The following is an 18,641-nucleotide window of genomic DNA, read 5'->3' as shown; positions in this document are numbered from 1 at the left end:
GGCGCGGGACCAAAGCCTTTCTCCGTCACGGCAGGATTGCGGGTTCGCTGGACTGGCCCATGCCGGAATAGGCATTGGCGTCAAACCGGCGCATGAACACATCGGGGCGGCCCCATAGCGGCTCGGTCCGGCCAAGCGGGTGCCAGCGGATGCCGACCGCGACCCCGTGGCTGAAATTGCCGCGGGTTTCGACCATCGGCCCATACCAGCCCCACAGGCGGATGCCCTCGCTATCCAGACCTATCGGCGGCTCGCCATCCGAGCGGGCGACATAGAAGGGATCGACCACCCGGTTGCCGATGACCCGCAGCCCCAGCGCATGGCCGATGCGGATGCCGCCGCGCTGGCGCGCCTGCCAAGGCAGCCGCAGCGAGATGCGGTTTTCGCTGACCTCGACGCTTTCGAAGAACAGGAAATTGCTTCGGTCGCTGCCATTGCCCGAAGCAGCGACCCGCACCCCTTGGGCAAAGCCGGATACACGGTTGCCGGTGATCCGCGCACTTTGGCCGGGCGTCGCCAGCAGTTCCGCGATGGGCTGGTTGCGCGGCTCGGCGCGTTTCGGGCCACGGCTGGCGGCGACGACAATGCCCGCGCTGCCATGGATGGTCTGGTTGCTGGCGGTCAGACCGCTGCGCACGGTGTTGAAATTGCCCAGCAGATCGGCCGGGATCTGCGCGCCGCCGCCCAGTCCGAACAGCGTCAGCACCAGCCGCTGCCGGAAGCCTTGCAGGAAGTCATCCATGGATTCGGGCGGCTCGGAACTGCCGCCCGGCGGCTGGTTCAACTCGCTGATATGTTCCCACAGATGCGCGTCCAGCGTGACATGCGTGCCGAATGACAGCGTGTCGCGGCCCCACATCGCGTTGCTCAGCGCAATGCCGTGCCGCGCCATGGTGAAGCCCGGCAGGGCGATGTCCAAGGACGGCCCGCCGACGAAATCAAAGCCGCCATCGTCGTCATAGAAATGCAGCCGGTCCATCATTACCGCCCCCGCCGCCTGCAGGACCGGCCCGCCCGCCTGCAGTGCGGCGGGGAAGTTCAGCGCCTCGGGGCGGATGAGGATGTCATTATCCGCGATCTCGGCATGGCCGGGATCGCTGGCGGTGACGCCGGTGTCATGCATCCCCAGCGAGAGCGTGCAGCGCCGCATGGCAAAGCCCCGCGTCGGTCGCGCCGTCCCGGAAACCTGACGCACGGCCGAGGCCCCGGCAGGCACCGGACCGGCGGCGGTGATGCGGATCTGGTCCATCCGCACCTCGCCGCAATCGACGAAATCGACGACCGCGCCGGGGCCGGTCCCCTGTGCCGCCAGCGCGAAATCGCGCAGATCGACCGAGGCGCAGCGCTCAAACCGGATCAGTCGGCGCAGGTTGCCGGTCAGCACCGTCCCCGGCCCGATGCCGCCGACGATCAGGTCGCCTTTGTCGGCAACCACGATGGTCTCGGTCAGGGTGCGGGTCCCGGCGTTCAGGCAGATCCGGGCGGACCCCCCCGCCGGGATGGTGTCGATCACCGCCTGAACCGGCGCGCCAAGCGGCACCGCGATTTCGCCGCAGCCGTCGGACAGGCGCAGGAACAGCTCATCCAGCGCCTCTTGCACGGTATCGGCGTCAGAGCCGACGCGGTCGCCGTCATAACCGGTGAAATCGGCCTCTTGCTGGCACAGCTTGCGCGAGCGGGTGTCCAGCCATGCAAGCAGGATCAGCGGCGTATTGGCCGCACCACGTTCCAGCAAAGCCAGCGGCGCGAACTGGCGTTCGGGGCCGTGGGCGGTGGTGACGGCGGGGCCATTGGCCTGCGGGGCCAGCACGCGGGCCTCGGCCTGCCACCAGTCGCCCGGCTCGAACGCGCCGGTGACATCGGCGATCAGGCCCGATTCCAGCGTCAGGCTGGCCGCGCCGGTACCGGGCCGTTCCAGCAGCCCCGACCATTGCCGCAGCTTCAGCCCCAGCGTGCCGAAAGGCGCAGGGTCGAAGGGTGACACCGGCAATTCGGTCGCTGGGTCCAGCAGCTGGAATTCGCGCTGTGAACCGGCGACGATTTCCCCGCCCTCCAGCCGGAACAGCCGCCCCTGCGCACGCAGCGGGCGGTGCAGACCGGCGGCGTCAAGGCTGGCCGGGGTCGCATCGCCGCGTTCCACTGCCTCGGAGGTCAGCTCGACCAGATCGCCCGCGCGCAGCGGATCCGAGGCGGCGACCCGCACATGCGTCACCATCGCGCCGGGCGGCTGGTCGGGCATCAGCGTGCAGGGCCACAGCCCCGCCGCATTGTCGCGCGACCATTTGAACCGGGTCATCGCGGCCGAGGCCTCATGCACCTGCAGCCGATACAGGCGGTTTTCCGTGCCGCTATAGCCGCCGGGCACCGGCAGGTCGCAAGGATCCGCCGCATCCGCCCCGGCGCTGGTCCCGAAGGTCACCCGCCCCGAGGGCTGGACCTGCCGCGCAAACGCGCCCGCCACCGCCGCGTCGGTCAACCCGCTGACGGTCGCCAGCTTGACCTGCGCCAGCAGGGCGCTGCGGCTGGTGGTCTCGCGTCCCGGTCCCAGCGCCTGTTCACGCAGGCCGGGGTCCTCGATGGCGGTGACGACGCGCTCGGACAGTTCCAGATAGGCAACCAGCCGTGCGCCCACCGCGCCCCCCGATGCCGCCAGCATCGCCGCCCCCGCCGGGCCGGACAGATCGGGCCATGCCGCGTCTGTGGCGGGCGCGATCAGGCCGCCGATCTGGTATTCGCCCGCACACCAGTTCAGCACGGCGGGGCCAGTCACCGGGGCGGCGGTCTCGATCAGGGCCAGCGCATAGGGCTGCGGGCCGGGCAGCAGGGTCACGGTCGCGCCGTTCAGGGTGACCGGATAGGGCGCGAAATTGCCGCCTCCGGGCAGGGCGATGACCGTGCCGCCGACCGTGGCGCTGACCGGCTGATCGGCGCGCAGCCAGACCCGGCAGGCGGTCGCCGCGGTCAGAGGCGCGCGCAGGGTCACCGCGACGCTGCCGCCGCCGCCATTGATCCGCAGGCCGGGAAAGCGGTCCAGATACTTGCGCGAGAAATCCCGCACCGCTGTCGCAGGCGCGGTGGGGGTAAAGGGCTGGCCCAGCTCGGGGTCGAAAATCGCCAGCATCCGCCCCGGCGTGACCAGAAAGCCCAGATCGGTCGAGCCCGCCGCGCAGGCCAGATGGGTGATGCCCTGCCGGTCGATGCGGTCGCCCAGATCCATCAGCGCATTGAGGTCGCTGTCCAGAAGCGCCGCACCCTGCCGCGCCAGCACGCGGCGATAGCTGCGGCCCCGCTTGGCATCGGGCCGGTGCCCGCGCGAGAAATCCCCTTCCATGGCGCTTCTCCTTTTCCTTCTTCTGTCCCAGTTGTGCAGCGGTCAGGGCCGCGTCACGATTCCCGCTCGAAGGCCCGCGGGCGTATGTTCGGCCAGCCGCCGGGCCAGCCCGGATTGCAATTCGCCCAAGGTCGCGGCGTTGAAGGCCCCGATCTCTCCGCCGTCCGAGGCCCCGTGCAGCACCCGAGCATCGCCGCCCGCATCCAGCCGCAGAAAGGCCGGATCGCGGCGGTCGCGGGACTCAAACGGGGCGCGGATCGGACGGCCCGTCGGTTCGGCGTCCAGAACCCGGTGGCGGCGCGGGGTCAGGCTGCCGGGCGCGATCAGGCAGTAGCGCAGGCAGCCGCGGAACCTTTCATGCGCCAGCACCGTGCCGGTGACGATCGTGTCCGACAGTTCGACCTCGCGCGCTTCCAGCCGCCCGGCGATGGTGACGCGGCTGGTCTCGGTGCGGATCAGGGCGGCGTCCAGCGCGTGCGAGGTGTCATTTCCGGCCGACAGGATGCTGTCTTCGATCAGCAATTCGCCGGGATCGTCGATGCGCAGCGGCCCCAGCAGGCAGCGGCGCAGGGTCATGCGCTCGGCACCGGCGGCTTCCAGCAGCTGCGCGCGCAGGGTGATGCCGATGCGCAGGACGGTCAGGAAATCCATCTCGACCTGCTGGGCGGGGGGCAGGTCCAGCGTGACCTCGGCCAGACCCTCGCGGGTCAGGGCCAGCCCCGCCAGCCGCAGCCGCGCATAGCCCGCTGCCCCCGGCGTGCTGGAGGCGATCTGGATCACCGGGCAGACCAAGGGTGCGGCGCGGATTTCCAGCCGCGCGGGGCCCGCGGGCCAGTCCAGCGCCTCGGCCCCGTAAAAGCCGCAATCGCGGATCTCGATGATCTCGTCCTCCAGCCCCGAGGCCCCGGCCGCCTGCAGCGCCGCGTGAAGGGATCGGTGCAGCGGCAGGTCCAGCAGGTCGGGCGTGGCGTCGGGGCCCAGATGCCCCATGTTCGACACCAGCCGCGTCGGCGGCAGCGGCAGGCCCAGATGGCGGCGATGGTCAAGCGGCAGCGCGCCAAGGGGCATGGTCGCGCCCATCTGCATGTCCACGCTGACCGGGCCGGGGGGCGGCACGCCCATGCCGGGGGGATGGGGCACGACCTGATCGCCCCCATTCAGCGCGAACAGGCCAAAGCGCGGGTCGATGTCCAGCCGCGCGGGCCGGGTCGGCTCCAGTTTGTCCACGGCGGTTTCATTCTGCCACGGACAAAGCCGCCGCCAGCCCGCCTGCCGCCGCCGCAGCGGTCGCGGGTCCAGCAGGGGGGCGGCATTGCCCAAGCCCCGCCGCATCAGCCGCGTCGTCCCGGCCAGCCAGGTCGAGCCATCCGCCCCCAGCTGCACCGCCACGCTGTGCCGCGTCAGGGGGGCCGGTCCGCGCGGCCAGAAGCCGCTGCCATCGGGCGCGGCCTCAAGTGTCTGCGAGGCGGCAAGCTCGGGCAGGTGGACCAGCACGGCGCTGCCGTCATGGGCGGTAAAGGCCAGCTCGCCCGGCACCATGATCGCGCCGGGAACCGAGGATTCAAACCGCAGCGTCAGCGCCAGATCCGACGGCCCCGATGCCGCCAGCCGCGCCAGCCCCGCCAGATGCGCGGCAAGGCCCGCTGCGGCAATCGGTGCGCCGTCCGCCCCCACCGCCTGCCATTGCGCCGTTCGCGGGTCCGGCCCGTTCCAGCGCAGCCGCAGCATCGGCGAGAAACGGCGCTGGCCCGCGAAATATCCCAGCGCCAGCACCAGCGCATTGCGCACGCCCGCGCCGATCAGCCCGGCGGAATTGGCGCGCAGCACCTCGGCCCCGTGCAGCAAGGCGGGGGCCGCGCCGGGGGCGACAAGCGAGGGCGCAAAGGGCGGGCGCTCGGCGGTTTCCGCCGTCTCGGGCCAGACCGGGCCGACCGGGGCCGAGACCAGCGCCCGCGCGGGCAGATCGCCGCCCTCAAGCGCCAGCAGTTCATGCAGGCTGCCATCGGCGCCGATCCAGAAATATACGTCCCCGGTCACCCGCCGTTCTGGGATGCGCAGATACAGCGCGCCGCGGGCATAGCCCGATTGCGCCAGCTCGGCAGCGGTGGCGGCGCGCCGGGCAATGGCGGCAGAGCCCGCCACACTGATGACGGTTTCGCCCACCATCCGGCTGGATGCCGCGCCCGTGGGCGACAGGCGCAGCAGCATGACATGGCTTGATGCCACATTCCCCGCGCCGGGCAGTGCCGCGCCTGCCCCGGCCGGGCCAATGCCCAACCCGCCCCGATCCACCGCCTGCGCCAGATCGGGCAGCGCGCCTGCCAGCGGGGCCGAAACCAGCATCACCGCGACCTCGCCCGAATAGCGCGCGGTATCGGCGGCAATCAGCGTCACCTCGGCCGGAGAGCGGCCAAGGGCGTTGTCAGCGGGGATGCGGCGGGCATTGCGCAGGATCGGCGCGTCGGGGGGCGAGGCCGCCGCCGGAACCCCGGTCAGGCGGATGCTGAAGCGCCCCTCGCGCCCGAACCAGTCGCCGGGGCTTTCGGCAAACAGCCCGTCCGGCACGCGGTCGGTGCCGGGGCGGTCGTCAAAGCCGGTGGCCCGCACCCGCAGCGCCCGCCACGCATCATCCGCGTCAAAGGCAAAGCGGCGGTCGCCCGCGCCGGGCGGCAATTCATGGCAGGCGGCGCGGGTCAGCGGGTAAAGCCGGGTCGGAAAGGCCCAATGCACCAGATGCAGCGGATGGACATGGCCGCTATCCGGGCCGATGGGCCGCGGATCGATCAGCCGCATCAGGTTCGACAGCGGCCCCTGCGCCCGTTCCGCGACCGAGGCCGGACGCAGACCGGCGATGATCCGTTTGGTGCGGATCAGGTTCAGATCCTGCACCAGCATCACCGATTTCCAGCCCTCGGCCAGCGCCACCTGCCGGTCCAGCAGCACGCGGCCCATTTCCTCCAGCATGGCGGGCGTGCCCTTGCGCCTGCGCCAGCCCATCGCGGCGGCAAGGTCGCGGCGGTTGGCCTCGGGGTCGCGAAAGGCGGGGTCAAGGCCGATGGCGGCGGCAAGGCCGGGCAGCATCGCCTCTCCGGCGGTTTCGACGAAGAAATCGGCGTAAAGCTCCTCGATGGATTGCTGGATCGCGGCCAAGGGTGCGGCCAGCGCCTCGACCATGGCGCGCAGCTCCTGCGCCTCGGGCGGGACCGAGGCGGCGGCGGTCCGGTCGCGGCGCTTGTGAAATTCCGGGATCAGCGCGTAAAGCAGCCCGGCCATGCGGTCCAGATGATCGCGGTCATAGGGATAGGTCATGGCGCACCCCCAAGTGCCGCGCGGTCCAGCCCGCCGGGGTCCAGCATCTGGATCTCCAGCGCGGCGGGCAGCAGGCGCAGCCATTGCCGGGTCGAGGCATGGATCATGTCGACCCGCTGCGGCGCGCTGCTGGGGTCGCCCGCCAGCCGGTATCGCGTGGCCATGGCCGCCGCGATGCCGGGGCGCGACAGCAACAGCGCATAGACCCCCGACAGCGATTGCGGCGCGGATAGTTCCCGCCCGGCGAATGTGAACAGCCCCGCCGCGCCCAGCAGGGCTTCCTCGGCGCTGCGGCGGGCGGCCTCGGACAGCCATGCCGGGTCGCGTTCGATGCGCAGCGCCAGCGTGATGTCGACGGGCTGGGGGGCAACCACCTGCAAGGGCAGGCTGCTGTCGCGGCGCGCGTCCATGAACCCCATGAACCCGGCCAGATCGGCGGGGCCGTTGCCTTCGGCATCGGCGGCGACCAGCTCGATCCCGGTGCCGTCGCGCCAGCGGGCCTGCGCGCGGGTGATGCCGGGATAAAGCAGCGCCAGATCGGCGTGATCCTCGACCGAGACGGCGCGGTCAAAGACCCGCACCGGCCGCACCGCCTGCCGGGCAATGTCGGTGGCCCCGGCGGGGTCGGTTCCGCCAAGGATCGGCAGCGGGTTCGTCACTGCCTCGATCAGCGGCGAGGATTTGCGGATGCGACTGAGCCGCCCCTTGCCGGCGTTGCCCAAGCCCCCCAGACCCTGCCGATAGCTGGCGGTCAGGTTGCGCCGCCCCGAGGGTGGGATCGCGCCGCGCCCCTCGCCGCCGAAACGGATGGTGACATGGCCATCGGCATCGGTCTGGGTGACATAGATGCGGGCATCCGCGCCCTGTCCGTGGAAATCCTGCACCCCCTGCCATGCGACGCCATCGACGCGCACATCCAGCGCGATCTGCGCCCCCTCGGCCCCGGCCAGCCGGGTGACGGGGGCGTTCTTCAGCGCAAAGGACTGATGCGGCGTCACCCCGTCGGAACTGCCAAGGATCTCGGTCTTGGTCTCGCCGTCGCTGACGCGAGTGACATTGCCAAGGATCTCGACATCGCCAAGCGCCCAGCCCGAGGGGAAGCCGCCCGCGACCTCAAGCCTGACCTGCCACGGCGCCACGGCGCTGGTCGGCGCCTTCAGCGCGGCAAGGGTGGCGGCGCGGGCCTCACCCGTGGAAATGCGGCGCAGGATCGCGGGCCGCCCCGGCCGCATCGCGGACAGATCGGCGGCGATGGTCATGTCGGGTTGCAGCGGGCCCGGATTCGGCACGGTCGGGAATAGCTCCAGCGCCTCGGTCCAGCCGGACAGGATCTGCGCGTCCAGCGGGAATGTCGTCCATGTCCGCGCCGACGCGGCCAAGGGGATGGTGTTCAGCGCAAGCGTGCTGACCCGCGCCGACAGCCGGGTTTCCGTCACCACGCGGATCGCGGTGACGCTGACCACGCCCGCCGTATTGGTCGAGACCTGCGGCTGTTCGGTCACCTCGCCGCGCACGAAGCTGACCACGGTTTCACCACTCATTTCGACCCAATAGGGCGTGGCGGCTGCGGGGCCGATCACGGCGACATAGGCGCCATTGGGCAGGGGGGGAATGGCGTCGTCCAACATCAAACCCGCGCCGGGGCTGGCCGGGCTTTCATAGCCATAGGTGCGGGTGCCCACCGTCGCCGTCGTTGCGGGGGCGGCATAACTTGCGGGATTGGCAAGCGAGCTGGCGGGCCACAGGGCGGCGGCGTTCCAGCCAAACAGCCGTGAGGTCTTTTTGGGCCGCACATGCAGGCGGTAGCCGGCATCCCAATCCTGCTGCGTTCCCGTCCGGTTGAAGAAATCGCCCCCCAGCCATGTCAGCCCGATCATCGGCGCGGGGGCATCCGTCATCGGATCGGTGACGCGAAACAGGCCCGCGCGGTTCATGTTCACCAGCAGCACCACCTCGTCCCGGGCCAGCCCGTGGCGCTTCTTCAGCGGCAATTGCAGATAGCCGCGATCGGTTCGCACCGGATTGACCAGCGCCGCATCGGCGGGGCGCATGGCGTTCCATGCGGCGTCGATGCGGGTGTCCTCGATGGTCTCGATCACCCGCGCCTTTTCTTCGCCCAAGGCCGAGGTCATCAGCGCGAAACCGGCAGGCAGGCTGCCCGACAGGCCCGGCTTGACGGTGAATGCCGCAAGGCCCACCGCCGCCACCCCCGGATCGGGGGCATAGGCCAGCTTTCTTGCGTGGCGGGTCAGATGCTCGGCCAGACGCGCGGTGCCGGGGCTGGCCTCACGCGCGTAAAGGCTTTGATGTTCGCCCAGGATATGGGCCAGCAGGGCGGGCAGCTCGATCAGGGTGCGGGCAAGGCCGCGGCCCTTGGCGGGGATCTCGATCCCATGGGCATCGCGGGCGACACTTTCGGCCAGCGCGACCAAGGCGGTGAAATCCGGGCCGAAGTAATGTTCGGGATCGCGGGGCGAGGGGACGGGGCGATGGATCGGCGGGCGTGACATGGGATCACCCTGCGGTTTCGGGGGCGGGACCGGCGATGACGAAGCCCTCGCCGGTCGGAATGGTGTCGGTGCCCAGCACGGCTATGGACAGGCGGCCGGTTTCGGGGCGGGCCTCATCGCCAAGGAACTGCGCGATCTCGGTCGGGCCAAGGGCGATGACCGGGGCGACATCGGGCGCACCGGCGCGGCCCAGCGGGCGAAAGATCTCGGCCTTGACCGCGCCGACCTGCGGCAGCCGCGCGACATGGGCCAGCAGTTCCGACAGGCGGATCGGGTCGCCAAAGCCCCGGCGCGACGGGTGAAAGAAGCCGGGCCGAACGGCCGAACCCGGCGCCAGCGCCTCGCGCACCGCGCGGCGGATCAGGGCCGCGCCCGCCTGACCATGCGGGCAGATCAGCAGGCGGATATCCAGCGCGACGTAATCGGGCTGGCCCAGCACATGTTCGCGCCCGGCCATGCGCAGCCGGTCCAGCCGGGCATGAACAGCGGCCGAGGTGGCGCCGTCCAGCGCCTCGCCCTGATCCGGGGCGCATAGCACCAGCACCGTGTTGAAGATGCCCCCCAGCGCGGTCGCGGCGGCGCGGGCGACGCCTGGCACATCCTCGGCGGCGCGGGCGTAATCGCTGGCGGTGACGCAGCGGGCGCGGTCGGGATGGCGGATCGATTCCGGGATCAGGGCGCGCGCCACCTCCAGCGGCACGCGGCCCCGCCCGCCGGTCGCGGGCAGGAGGTTGGTCGCGGCCAAGGGGGCCAGCGTCGCGAAATCATCCGCCGCACCCGCATCATCGGATACGGGCGGGCGCAGCCCGGTCAGGGCAAAGGCCCCCAGATTTCCGGCCTCGGGTTCGCCCTGCCGCCAGTCCAGACGGATGCGGCGGTCGGCGGGCTGCACCCCCAGCGCCACCCCATCCGAGCCGGGCGGCAAAGGCAAAGCATGGCCACGCGTGCCGTCCCCGAACATCAGCCAGACCGAGCCGTCCTCTTCGGTTTCGACCGCGAAATGCCGGTCAAAGCCCGCGGAGTTCATCAGCGAGGGCTGGGCCTGCCAGATGTCGGGGCCGACCGTCAGCCGGACCGAGGGCTGGCCTGCGTCGCACAGCACCTGCGGTCGCGGCGTGCGCAGAGCGCGGATCATCACCGTCCCGGTCAGCGGGTCGGTGGCAGTGACCAGATCGGCGCGCCCGGTGCCAAAGCCCAGATCCGCGCCTTCGGCATTCGAGGCGCTGATCGGTTCGCCATGCAGCGCCTCGACCAGATTGGCGGTCAGGATCATCGGCGCGCCCGCGGGATCGGACCACGGGCGGAAGGGCAGGGCCAGCGGCGGGTCCAGCCGCAGCTCGGTCACCTCGCGCGGGGCGCTATGGGCGGGGTCAGCGGGACTGGCCGCCCAGCCGGGCAGCAGGATTTCCGCCAGATCGGTGATGCGGGCGACATGGGCGGCGCGACCCTGCGTCAGGGCGATATGCTGGCCGGGCAGCAGGTTCGCGCCCCAGCCCCACAGCAGGATGCGCGCCGTGCCCGCAGGCAGGACGGCATCGGGCGCGCCCGGCCATGCCGCCAGCGCCAGTTGCCCGCGATCCGTGTCCCGCGCCAGCCCCGGATTCCACGCCGCATCCAGCAGCGCCGGTTCGGCGCTGACAAAGGTGGCGGTGATCCGGCCCATGGCTTCCTCGCGGACGAAACGGGTGCCGGCGGGCAGATACCCGGCGCGGCCCGCAGGCAGATCGACGGCGACCACGGCGCGGGCGCTGTCGCCCTCGTCCAGCGCCAGCCCCAAGGCGCGGGCATGGCGACTGATCGAGACCCGTTCCCGCGCGGTGTCGATAAAGGCTTCCTGCATCACCCGGTCCTGATGCAGCGACAGGAATTCCCCGGCATAGGCCAGCAGTTCCGACAGCATCACCTCGGTCGAGGCCGGGTTGGCCGCCGCCCAGTTCGGGTCCGAGGCCAGCGCCCAATCCTGCATCACCTTCAGAAAGCCCGCGTAATCCTTGGTCGCAAGGTCGATGGCGGGCTGCGGCCCCGGCGGGGGCCGCGGTGGGTCGGGTTCGTGACAATCGCCCGCCGGGCAGGCGATGAAGAAATCGAAATCCGAGCGGGCAAAGAACGGGTTCAGCGGATCGTTGCCCCCCGACAGCAGCCGCACCTGCATCGCGCCGCGCGGGCCAAGGGCGGCAAAGCGCACCGCAATCAGCCCGTCCCCGTTCGAGACCGGCAGCGCCTCGGCCGGATAGGGGCTGCCATCCGGGGCAAAGACCGCCAGATCCGCCGCCGTCAGCCCCGATGCCGCCTTGGCCAGCGTCACCAGCAGTTCCACGGCATAGCCAGCGGGGGCGGGGTCGGCAAAGCCAAGCGCGGTAATGCCCTGCCAGCCGGGGGTGATCTCGGCCTCGGACCATTCCAGACCATAGGCGCCGGGTTCGGTCATAGCACCACCTCAAGCCGTTCGGGAGCGCGGTCGCGTTTCAGGGCATAGTCGATGGTGACAAGGATGCTGCCCTGATCCTCGCCCTCGGATACGGTCAGGTCCTCCAGCAGCACCTCGTCGCCAAAGACCGCCTCAAGGCTTTCGCGGATGCGGTATTCGATGGCCGACAGCGCCAAAGGCGAGATGTTCTGGAACACCTGCGCATCCAGCCCGGCGCCAAAGCGGGGGCGCATGACCCGTTCCGCCGGGCGGGTGAACAAGACCGCCATGATCCGGTCGCGGACATGGGTGCGGAAATCGCCGGTCTCGGAGATGCCCTCGCGCCGCAGGCCGGTGCCGGCGCGAACCAGCGGCGGGCCAAGGGAAAAGGGATCGGCGATGAAGCGCGGCGACATGTTCTGTCCCTTCAGGTCACAGGTGCGGGCGGCATGGGCGGCGGGAATGTAACGATGGCGGACAGCGCCTGCAATTGCAGGGCCTGCGCGATCAGGTCGGCACGGGTCGATTGCGGCGATTGCAGGTCCGACAGCGCCGCCGTGATCGCCGCCCCTGCAGCGGCGGTGGCGGCGGGGGGCGCGGCGACGCCGGGACCAAAGGATTGGCCTGCGACATAGGCCATGAAGGACAGCGCGATCCCCTGACCCATCGCCGCCGCCGCCCCCGATTGCAGCACCGGGGTCAGCTGCGACTGCAACTGGCCCTTGCGGGCGGCTGCGGTGGCGCAGGGAATGCCCGCCGCCATCGCCTGCCCGAACCAATCCGCAATCGCCCCGCCAAGCGCGCGGGCCGAGGCCTGCGCGTCATCGGCAAACGGCCCGTCCTGATCACGCGGCAGCCAGTCGGCCTGCAGCGACTGCGACAAAAGCGCGGGGATCAGCGGCATGGGAACCCTCATTTCGTCTTGGACACTTGGCTGAGATGGCTGGAGGTCATTGGCTGCGCAGGCGGGCCGGATGGCCCGACCCCGGTCGGATGGGTGTGGCTGTTGAACATCTGCATGAAGCTGTTGCCCAGGATCAGTGCCTCGGAGCCGCCATCGCCCAGGGTGATCTTGTCGGCCTTCAGCGTGATCTCTCCCTGACCCGAGATGCGGATTTCCGCGCCCGAGGCCTCGGCGATGACGATCAGCCCGCCATCATCATCAAGGCTGACGACATGGCCGGATTTGGTGCGCAGGATATACAGGCCGGGCTTGGCCGGGCCATCCGGGCCTTCGGGGGTCTCGGCCCCGGTTTCCGTGCCCAGATCGTCCTGACCGCCGCTGCTTTCGGGTGCGCCCCAGAAGGTGCCGGTCCAGATCGGGCGCATCGGATCGCCCGCCTCGAATTCGATCCAGACGGTGTCGCCGACCTCGGGCAGGGCATAGAAGCCACGGTTCTTGCCGCCGCCCCAAGGCAGGCAGGGCAAGGCCCAACCGGCCTCCTGATCCATCCCGAACACCTCGGGGACGCGGGCGCGCAACCGGCCGATGGATTTCGGATCGTCGCGATTGGTGACGATGCCCGCATATTTGCCCCAGAATGTCGCACGCCCCGCCTCTCCGATCAGATCGGACAGCGCGCGCAGGATCTCGGGCGACAGCCCGCGGCCCGGATTGATGGGGTTCGAGGGGCCGCTCATGCCGGGCTACTCATGTTGGCGGCTCCTCTTCTGCGGATTGGCCGAATTCCTCGGCCCCGCGCCGTCCCAGCGCGTTCGAGACGGCGGTGAAGCGTTGCAGCAGGTTCCCGTCGGCCAGTTCGGTCTGGACCTCGCGCACGTAATGGCTGCCGCCCAGCCGGTCGCCGACGCCCTTGATCAGCACGCAGCGATGCGCGCGCAGCAGCCCGCGATAGCGCGCCGGGTCCAACTGGCCGCGCGCCTCGACGCTGAGGTGATCGGCCTGCCCGCGCCCGCGCGCATGCGCCGTCAGCGCGGCGTCGCGGGGCAGCCCCCCGCGCAGGAAGCGCACCGATCCGGTGGCCCCGGCCCGCGCCAAGCCCTGCGCCGCATCCCCCGCCAGCAAAGCTTCGCCCAGCAATTCATCCTCGGCCTCGCCCAAGGCATGGACCAGACGCTTGGCAGGGCCGTCGATGGCATGGGCCAGCCGCTTTTCGGGGCGGTCCAGCGCGATGGAAAAGTCGATCCAGTCCAGATTGGCATTCTCGCGCAGGATGGTCAGGTCGGGCTGCGGCGGTTCATCAAAGCGGCGGGGGTGGAAATGGCAGATGGGATCGCCGCTTTGCGGGTCGGGTTCGAAATAGGTGACAAAGCCGTTGCGGCCCGCCAGATGGCGCAGGAAGGACCAGTCATCGGCGCGCTGGATCAGCAGCATGTCATCGGCGGCCAGTTTCGCATCGGTGTCCTGCGCATCCAGTTGCAACCCGTAGCGCCCAAGGATTTCCGAGGCCGCGTCGCTGTCGCCCGCATCGGGGTAGCTGGCGACGCGCTCCTCGGCGGCCAGCAGCATGGCGGCGTCGCTGGCCAGCACCTCCAGCCATGAATTCGCCTCGGGTTCCTCGAAATGCGGGCGCAGATGCGACAGATGCCCGGTGAACATCGCCTGATCCGAGCCGCCGGGTGCTGCCAGCACCAGCCGGATTTCCGCCCCCGGCTCGAACGGGCCGGCATCGAGCAGGTCATAGGTCCCGTCCGCGCCCTGCCGCAGGCCAAGACGCAACGCAAGGCGGGCGGGCGCGTCATCGGCCTCGGTCAGATCAAAGCCGGTGATGCGGCCCATCAGCGCCGCATTCAGCCGGTTGCCGTCGATCTGGATGGAAAAGCGCGGTGTGGCCATGGCTATTTGTCCGGCGGGATGGCGATGGCCATGCCCGGCACCACCGCGTCGAACGGGTCAAGGGCGGCTGCTGCATCGGCGATGCGCCACAGTTTCAGCGGGTCGCGGTAATAGCGAGCGGCCAGCGTATCCAGCCGGTCGATATCGGTCGCGGTGGCGGCAAAGACGGCGGCGCGGGCCGGGCGCGGCATCGGCGCGATCAGTTCCACCAGCGATCCGTCGGCGCGCTGCCATGGCACGCGGGGGGCGGTGGCGTATCGGCTTTTTCGGTCCACGGCCATGCGGTTGCCCTTTCTATTGCGGCAGGTTGATCGAAGTGCCCTGATCGGCGGTCGTATCCAGATACAGCCGCGCCATCTTGCGGCGGTTCGCGCCGGTGAAACCCAGCGAGGATTTCACCCTTGCATTGTCGCGGGCCTCGGCATCGCCCAGCACTTCCAGCCCGACCTCGACCTCGGCGCGGACCGGGTAGAGCATGCCGTTGAAGAAGGTTTCCGCGATCGACATGCCGGTGATCTTGACCGGAACGACGCGGCGTTCGCCCCAGATGAACAGGACGATCGGGCGGCGGCCACGGGCGCGGACGGGTTCGCTGCCGTCCGAGGGGGCCTCGGATTCGGATTCGATGGGGTAAAGCAACTCCTCCAGCGCCGAGATTTCCGGCAGCACCCCGAATTCGACCGGCAGGGATGATTTGGCCTCCTCCCTCTCGGCCAGATCGAAGCGCAACAGCACGCTGAAGCTTTCCTTCAATGTCCCCGATGAGGCATCCGCCCCCTGCTCGCCGCTGCCTGACTGGGCGGCTCCGCCGCTGGCGGCGGCCCCGCCGGTTTCCGACTTGGCCTGTTCCAGTTGCAATTGCCGGGTCAGGCTTTCGGGGTTGAAGCGGAAGGGGATGAAGCCCGACATGACGGCGCTGTCATCGGGATTGTAGACGGCGAAGGCGCCGCGGGTGAAGTTGATGGCGTCGGTCATCTTGCATCCTCCCATGCGGCGCGGATCGCGGATTCCAGACGGCGGGCCAGTTCGGTTTCGGCACCGGGGGCCAGCAGCGTGCGGATTTCGCCGAGGTCCAGCCGCATGCTGTCCAGTTGCGCCGGGCCGCTGCCGGGACGGGCGGCAAGCTGCCGCGCCACCTGCGCGAAAGCGGCCTCGATCACGGCGCGCAGGCGGGTGGCGTCGCGGGGGCTGGCGCCCTCAACGGTCAGGGTGGCGATGTCGATGGACACATCCGGGGTCATGGCGCGGGCTCCAGCCAATGGGCCAGCGGGCCCAGATCCTCGGCCCCGCGCGGCAGGCCGGATTTTTCCAGCTCGCGCAGGATGGCGCGGGCCAGATGGCGATGGCCCAGCCGTGCGCCCTCGGCAGCGGCCAGATGGGTGGCGGCGACGGCGGCATTGCGGATATTGCCACCGGCAAAGCGGAACCGCTCGGCCAGCATGGAGATGTCCAGATCGGGTTCACGCCAGTCGGGAAGGGGCAGATTGCGACGCCACAGGGCCTCGCGCTCGGCCTGCTGGGGCATCGGGAAATCGACGATGAACTGCATGCGCCGGGTAAAGGCCGGGTCCAGATTGGCGCGCAGGTTGGTGGCCAGAACGGTGATGCCGTTAAAGGTTTCCAGCCTTTGCAGTAGGAAGCCGACCTCGATATTGGCATAGCGGTCATGGGCATCCTTGACCTCGGAGCGCTTGCCAAAGACCGCGTCGGCCTCATCGAAGAACAGGATGCCATGGCCCGCCTCGGCATCGTCGAAGATGCGCGACAGGTTCTTTTCCGTCTCTCCGATATATTTGGACACCACCTGCGACAGATCGATCCGGTACAGGTTCAAGCCCAGCTCATTGGCCAGACAGCGCGCGGCAAAGGTCTTGCCGCCGCCGGGTGGGCCGGAAAACAGCAAGGCCAGCCCCTGCGCCTCGCCCGCGTCGCGGGGCAGGCCCATCGTGGTCCAGACGCGGTTCTGGCTGCGCCGCCACGCGATGGCGTCGCGCAGCTGGCCCATCGGTTCAGGCCCCGCGACCAGATCGGTCAGCGTGACACGGGTGTGCAGCGTGGTGACGAAAGGCCCCATACGCCGCGCGCCCGCCGCGCAGATGGCGGCGGCAAAGCGGTCAGGGGCGGCGTCGGACAGGGTGTCCAGCATCTCGGCCTCATGCCGGGTGGCGATCAGTTCCGACAGGGTCAGCTGGAAACGCGGCGCAAGCGTGGCCGCAGTGGCGGGGTCGATGCCCGCGGCCTGCCATGCGGCAAGGTTTTCGGCAGGGGTAAAGGGGCGGGCATCCACGGCCCGCAGCGGTCCCGCATCGAAACGGTCGGGGGCCAGCAGCACCAGATCCCCGCCCGAGACGGTGGGCAACCGAGGGGCCGCATCCAGCGCGAACAGATCGACGACCAACGGGGCGGCGCCGGGTTCGGGCAGGGGGATGTCCTCGCCGGGGCGCAACTCGATCAGCTCATGGCCTTTGGCGGGGGTCAGGGCGGCCAGATCGCAGGCCAGTTGCCGGGCCATCCGGCGCGAGGCGCTGCGCAGCCACAGCACGCCGTCGCTGGCAAGGATGCGGGCCCCGGCGCGGGCCTCACGCGCAAGGATCGGGGCATGGGTCGCGATGACAAAGCGCCCGCGTGGCGGCGGGGCATGGCGAAAGGCGCGTGCACGGCCAAGCGCCGACAGCCGCAGCCCCCATTGCGCGGCGGGCAGGGTCGCGCCGGGCGGCGCGGCCAGTTCCAGCGCGCCCCCCTCCTCGGCGGCGGCCAGCACCGCCGCCAGCGCCGCGTCATAATCCAGCCCCAGACCGGCCACCGCGATCCGGGCAAAAGTCGCGGGTGTCGGCAGATGCAGCGCGGGGTTGTCGGCAAGGATCGAAAACGCCGCCGCAGCATCGGGGTAGCGCTCAGATGCCAGCGCCGCGGCCTCGGCCCATGCGGCGGGCGACAGCGGCATCTGCGCGGCTTGAGCGGCCAAGTCCTGCCAATCCGCGCGCCGGTTCGACCAGCCGTCGCGGCTGTCGGGCAAGGCATCCTCACGCGAATCCTGCAGATGATGTCGGACTGCCAGCAGTGCCGCCTGATGCATCCAGTCGGCGGCGGGGGCGGCGGCGGGGCCGGGGCAAAGGGCGCGGGCCTCGGTCATGGCGCGACCTCAAGCAGCACCGCCGGAGTGAAGCGGTTCTGACTGATCCGCAGCGCGACTAGATGCGGGATCGCGCGCAGGCCCGCCGCGTCCAGCAGCGCCCGTGCCAGCGTGACCTGCCCTGCGGTGGCGGTGGTGGGGGCCAAGTCGATCACCTCAAGCGGAGAGCGGATGCCCCGCGCGGGCCACAGGAACACCCGCTGCGTCGCCGCCAAACCCGCGCCGGTCAGGACCAGATCCGCGCCGGTGGCCAGCGGGTCCGTGGGCGCGTCCAGCGCCGCCAGCCCGGCGGTGATGCTGACCGGATGCGGATCCGAGGCCCCATCCGGCCCGATCAGCGCCACATCGACGGCCCCGGTCGCCCCGGCGGCGGGATAGGTCGCAAAGATCCGCCCCAGACTGTCGGGCCGCGCGATCTGGCCCGGTCCGGGGGCATCGGCAAAGACCAGCACCTCGGCCCCGATGCGCAGCGCGGTAGCACTCGCTGCCTGCGCGCTGTCAAGACGCAGCCGTCGTCCCGCCCCCAGCGGCGCGGGGTGCAGCGCGGTGATCGCGGGGCGGGCAAGGGGCGCAGGCCCGGCCAGCCGGACGCCGCCCGGCGCGACCAGATCGGGCGGGGGCAAGGGCGCGTGCAGGCGTTCCAGCTGCACCGGGCCCAGCTCGACCAAGGCCCAAGGGCGGTGGCGCATCTGGAGGGGGGTAAAGATCTTCTCCATCAGGTCGGCGGCGACGGGGACCAGCGTCACGCTCATCCGGCCCGAGCCGGGGACCGGGTCGATATTCGGCGCGGCGGGGATCGGCAGGGCGATGTCGGGGGCGGTCTCGATCACCTGCAGGGCCTGACCCAGCCGGTTGATCGCCTGCACCGGTTCGCCCGCCGGGGAATTGCCATAGGCGGTGACCACGAAATAGGCCGAGAGCGACAGCGGCGGTGCCCGGCGCTGGCCATCCTCGGCCAGATACCACGGGTCGTTGCGATGGGTGGGCTGGGGCGTCACCCACAACAGGGAAATGCGGATCGCCTCGCCCTGCGTCGCGGGGTTCTCGATCGGCGGGGCGGCGGTGATATCGGCCAAGGCAGGGGCAATCCGGGCCCGCAGATGGGCGGCCAGCGCGCGGCCCGCGTCGTGCAGGTTGGTAAAGCGCGCCATCGC

The 18,641-nt window shown here is 70.6% G+C and carries 13 protein-coding genes; all 13 read right to left on the bottom strand.

Going from position 1 to position 18,641, the window contains the following annotated elements; genetic code table 11:
* Positions 1 to 25: 25 nt before the first annotated feature.
* From GL300_RS09645 to GL300_RS09590, 13 genes are read right to left on the bottom strand one after another with little or no spacing between them, the layout of a single operon-like run.
* The gene (locus GL300_RS09645; RefSeq protein WP_155039415.1) at positions 26 to 3,331 is read right to left on the bottom strand and encodes a hypothetical protein; all 3,306 of its coding nucleotides are present in this window, start codon (positions 3,329 to 3,331) and stop codon (positions 26 to 28) included.
* Between the two features lie 42 nt (positions 3,332 to 3,373).
* Positions 3,374 to 6,640, bottom strand: a complete 3,267-nt coding sequence (locus GL300_RS09640) for a phage tail protein (RefSeq protein WP_170297647.1) — start codon at positions 6,638 to 6,640, stop codon at positions 3,374 to 3,376.
* A complete protein-coding gene (locus tag GL300_RS26160; RefSeq protein ID WP_170297646.1) occupies positions 6,637 to 9,150 on the bottom strand; it encodes a baseplate J/gp47 family protein in 2,514 nt (837 codons plus the stop codon). The genes GL300_RS09640 and GL300_RS26160 overlap by 4 nt, the downstream gene beginning before the upstream one ends.
* A 4-nt stretch (positions 9,151 to 9,154) precedes the next feature.
* Positions 9,155 to 11,578, bottom strand: a complete 2,424-nt coding sequence (locus GL300_RS09635) for a baseplate J/gp47 family protein (RefSeq protein ID WP_155039413.1) — start codon at positions 11,576 to 11,578, stop codon at positions 9,155 to 9,157.
* Positions 11,575 to 11,973 carry a GPW/gp25 family protein gene (locus GL300_RS09630; RefSeq protein WP_155039412.1) on the bottom strand — a complete coding sequence of 133 codons (399 nt, stop codon included), beginning with the start codon at positions 11,971 to 11,973 and terminating at the stop codon, positions 11,575 to 11,577. Before GL300_RS09630 ends, GL300_RS09635 begins: the two co-directional genes overlap by 4 nt.
* 11 nt (positions 11,974 to 11,984) lie before the next feature.
* Positions 11,985 to 12,461 carry a hypothetical protein gene (locus tag GL300_RS09625; RefSeq protein ID WP_155039411.1) on the bottom strand — a complete coding sequence of 159 codons (477 nt, stop codon included), beginning with the start codon at positions 12,459 to 12,461 and terminating at the stop codon, positions 11,985 to 11,987.
* Between the two features lie 8 nt (positions 12,462 to 12,469).
* A complete protein-coding gene (locus tag GL300_RS09620; RefSeq protein WP_155039410.1) occupies positions 12,470 to 13,198 on the bottom strand; it encodes a phage baseplate assembly protein V in 729 nt (242 codons plus the stop codon).
* Between the two features lie 10 nt (positions 13,199 to 13,208).
* Positions 13,209 to 14,354 carry a hypothetical protein gene (locus tag GL300_RS09615; protein ID WP_155039409.1) on the bottom strand — a complete coding sequence of 382 codons (1,146 nt, stop codon included), beginning with the start codon at positions 14,352 to 14,354 and terminating at the stop codon, positions 13,209 to 13,211.
* A 2-nt stretch (positions 14,355 to 14,356) separates the two neighbouring features.
* Complete coding sequence (locus GL300_RS09610) at positions 14,357 to 14,635, bottom strand: hypothetical protein (protein ID WP_155039408.1); 279 nt, start codon at positions 14,633 to 14,635, stop codon at positions 14,357 to 14,359.
* Positions 14,636 to 14,648: 13 nt separating this feature from the next.
* On the bottom strand, positions 14,649 to 15,329 hold the full coding sequence (locus GL300_RS09605; protein WP_155039407.1) for a hypothetical protein: 681 nt from the start codon (positions 15,327 to 15,329) through the stop codon (positions 14,649 to 14,651).
* Positions 15,326 to 15,595, bottom strand: a complete 270-nt coding sequence (locus GL300_RS09600; RefSeq protein ID WP_155039406.1) for a hypothetical protein — start codon at positions 15,593 to 15,595, stop codon at positions 15,326 to 15,328. The genes GL300_RS09605 and GL300_RS09600 overlap by 4 nt, the downstream gene beginning before the upstream one ends.
* Positions 15,592 to 17,487 carry an AAA family ATPase gene (locus GL300_RS09595; protein ID WP_155039405.1) on the bottom strand — a complete coding sequence of 632 codons (1,896 nt, stop codon included), beginning with the start codon at positions 17,485 to 17,487 and terminating at the stop codon, positions 15,592 to 15,594. Before GL300_RS09595 ends, GL300_RS09600 begins: the two co-directional genes overlap by 4 nt.
* Positions 17,484 to 18,638: a Pvc16 family protein gene (locus tag GL300_RS09590; protein WP_155039404.1), complete on the bottom strand. Its 1,155-nt coding sequence runs from the start codon at positions 18,636 to 18,638 to the stop codon at positions 17,484 to 17,486. Before GL300_RS09590 ends, GL300_RS09595 begins: the two co-directional genes overlap by 4 nt.
* Positions 18,639 to 18,641 lie beyond the last annotated feature (3 nt).

Source organism: Paracoccus litorisediminis (assembly GCF_009711205.1).
GTDB classification, from domain to species: Bacteria; Pseudomonadota; Alphaproteobacteria; order Rhodobacterales; family Rhodobacteraceae; genus Paracoccus; species Paracoccus litorisediminis.
The sequence above is the reverse complement of the archived record's forward strand: the minus strand, read 5'-3'. Positions and strand labels throughout refer to the sequence as shown.

What these genes read in the sequence shown, in the direction of transcription:
- GL300_RS09645 (WP_155039415.1), bottom strand. Translation starts at nt 3,331, where the DNA reads ATGGAAGGGGATTTCTCGCGCGGGCACCGGCCCGATGCCAAGCGGGGC.
- GL300_RS09640 (WP_170297647.1), bottom strand. Translation starts at nt 6,640, where the DNA reads ATGACCTATCCCTATGACCGCGATCATCTGGACCGCATGGCCGGGCTG.
- GL300_RS26160 (WP_170297646.1), bottom strand. Translation starts at nt 9,150, where the DNA reads ATGTCACGCCCGCCGATCCATCGCCCCGTCCCCTCGCCCCGCGATCCC.
- GL300_RS09635 (WP_155039413.1), bottom strand. Translation starts at nt 11,578, where the DNA reads ATGACCGAACCCGGCGCCTATGGTCTGGAATGGTCCGAGGCCGAGATC.
- GL300_RS09630 (WP_155039412.1), bottom strand. Translation starts at nt 11,973, where the DNA reads ATGTCGCCGCGCTTCATCGCCGATCCCTTTTCCCTTGGCCCGCCGCTG.
- GL300_RS09625 (WP_155039411.1), bottom strand. Translation starts at nt 12,461, where the DNA reads ATGCCGCTGATCCCCGCGCTTTTGTCGCAGTCGCTGCAGGCCGACTGG.
- GL300_RS09620 (WP_155039410.1), bottom strand. Translation starts at nt 13,198, where the DNA reads ATGAGCGGCCCCTCGAACCCCATCAATCCGGGCCGCGGGCTGTCGCCC.
- GL300_RS09615 (WP_155039409.1), bottom strand. Translation starts at nt 14,354, where the DNA reads ATGGCCACACCGCGCTTTTCCATCCAGATCGACGGCAACCGGCTGAAT.
- GL300_RS09610 (WP_155039408.1), bottom strand. Translation starts at nt 14,635, where the DNA reads ATGGCCGTGGACCGAAAAAGCCGATACGCCACCGCCCCCCGCGTGCCA.
- GL300_RS09605 (WP_155039407.1), bottom strand. Translation starts at nt 15,329, where the DNA reads ATGACCGACGCCATCAACTTCACCCGCGGCGCCTTCGCCGTCTACAAT.
- GL300_RS09600 (WP_155039406.1), bottom strand. Translation starts at nt 15,595, where the DNA reads ATGACCCCGGATGTGTCCATCGACATCGCCACCCTGACCGTTGAGGGC.
- GL300_RS09595 (WP_155039405.1), bottom strand. Translation starts at nt 17,487, where the DNA reads ATGACCGAGGCCCGCGCCCTTTGCCCCGGCCCCGCCGCCGCCCCCGCC.
- GL300_RS09590 (WP_155039404.1), bottom strand. Translation starts at nt 18,638, where the DNA reads ATGGCGCGCTTTACCAACCTGCACGACGCGGGCCGCGCGCTGGCCGCC.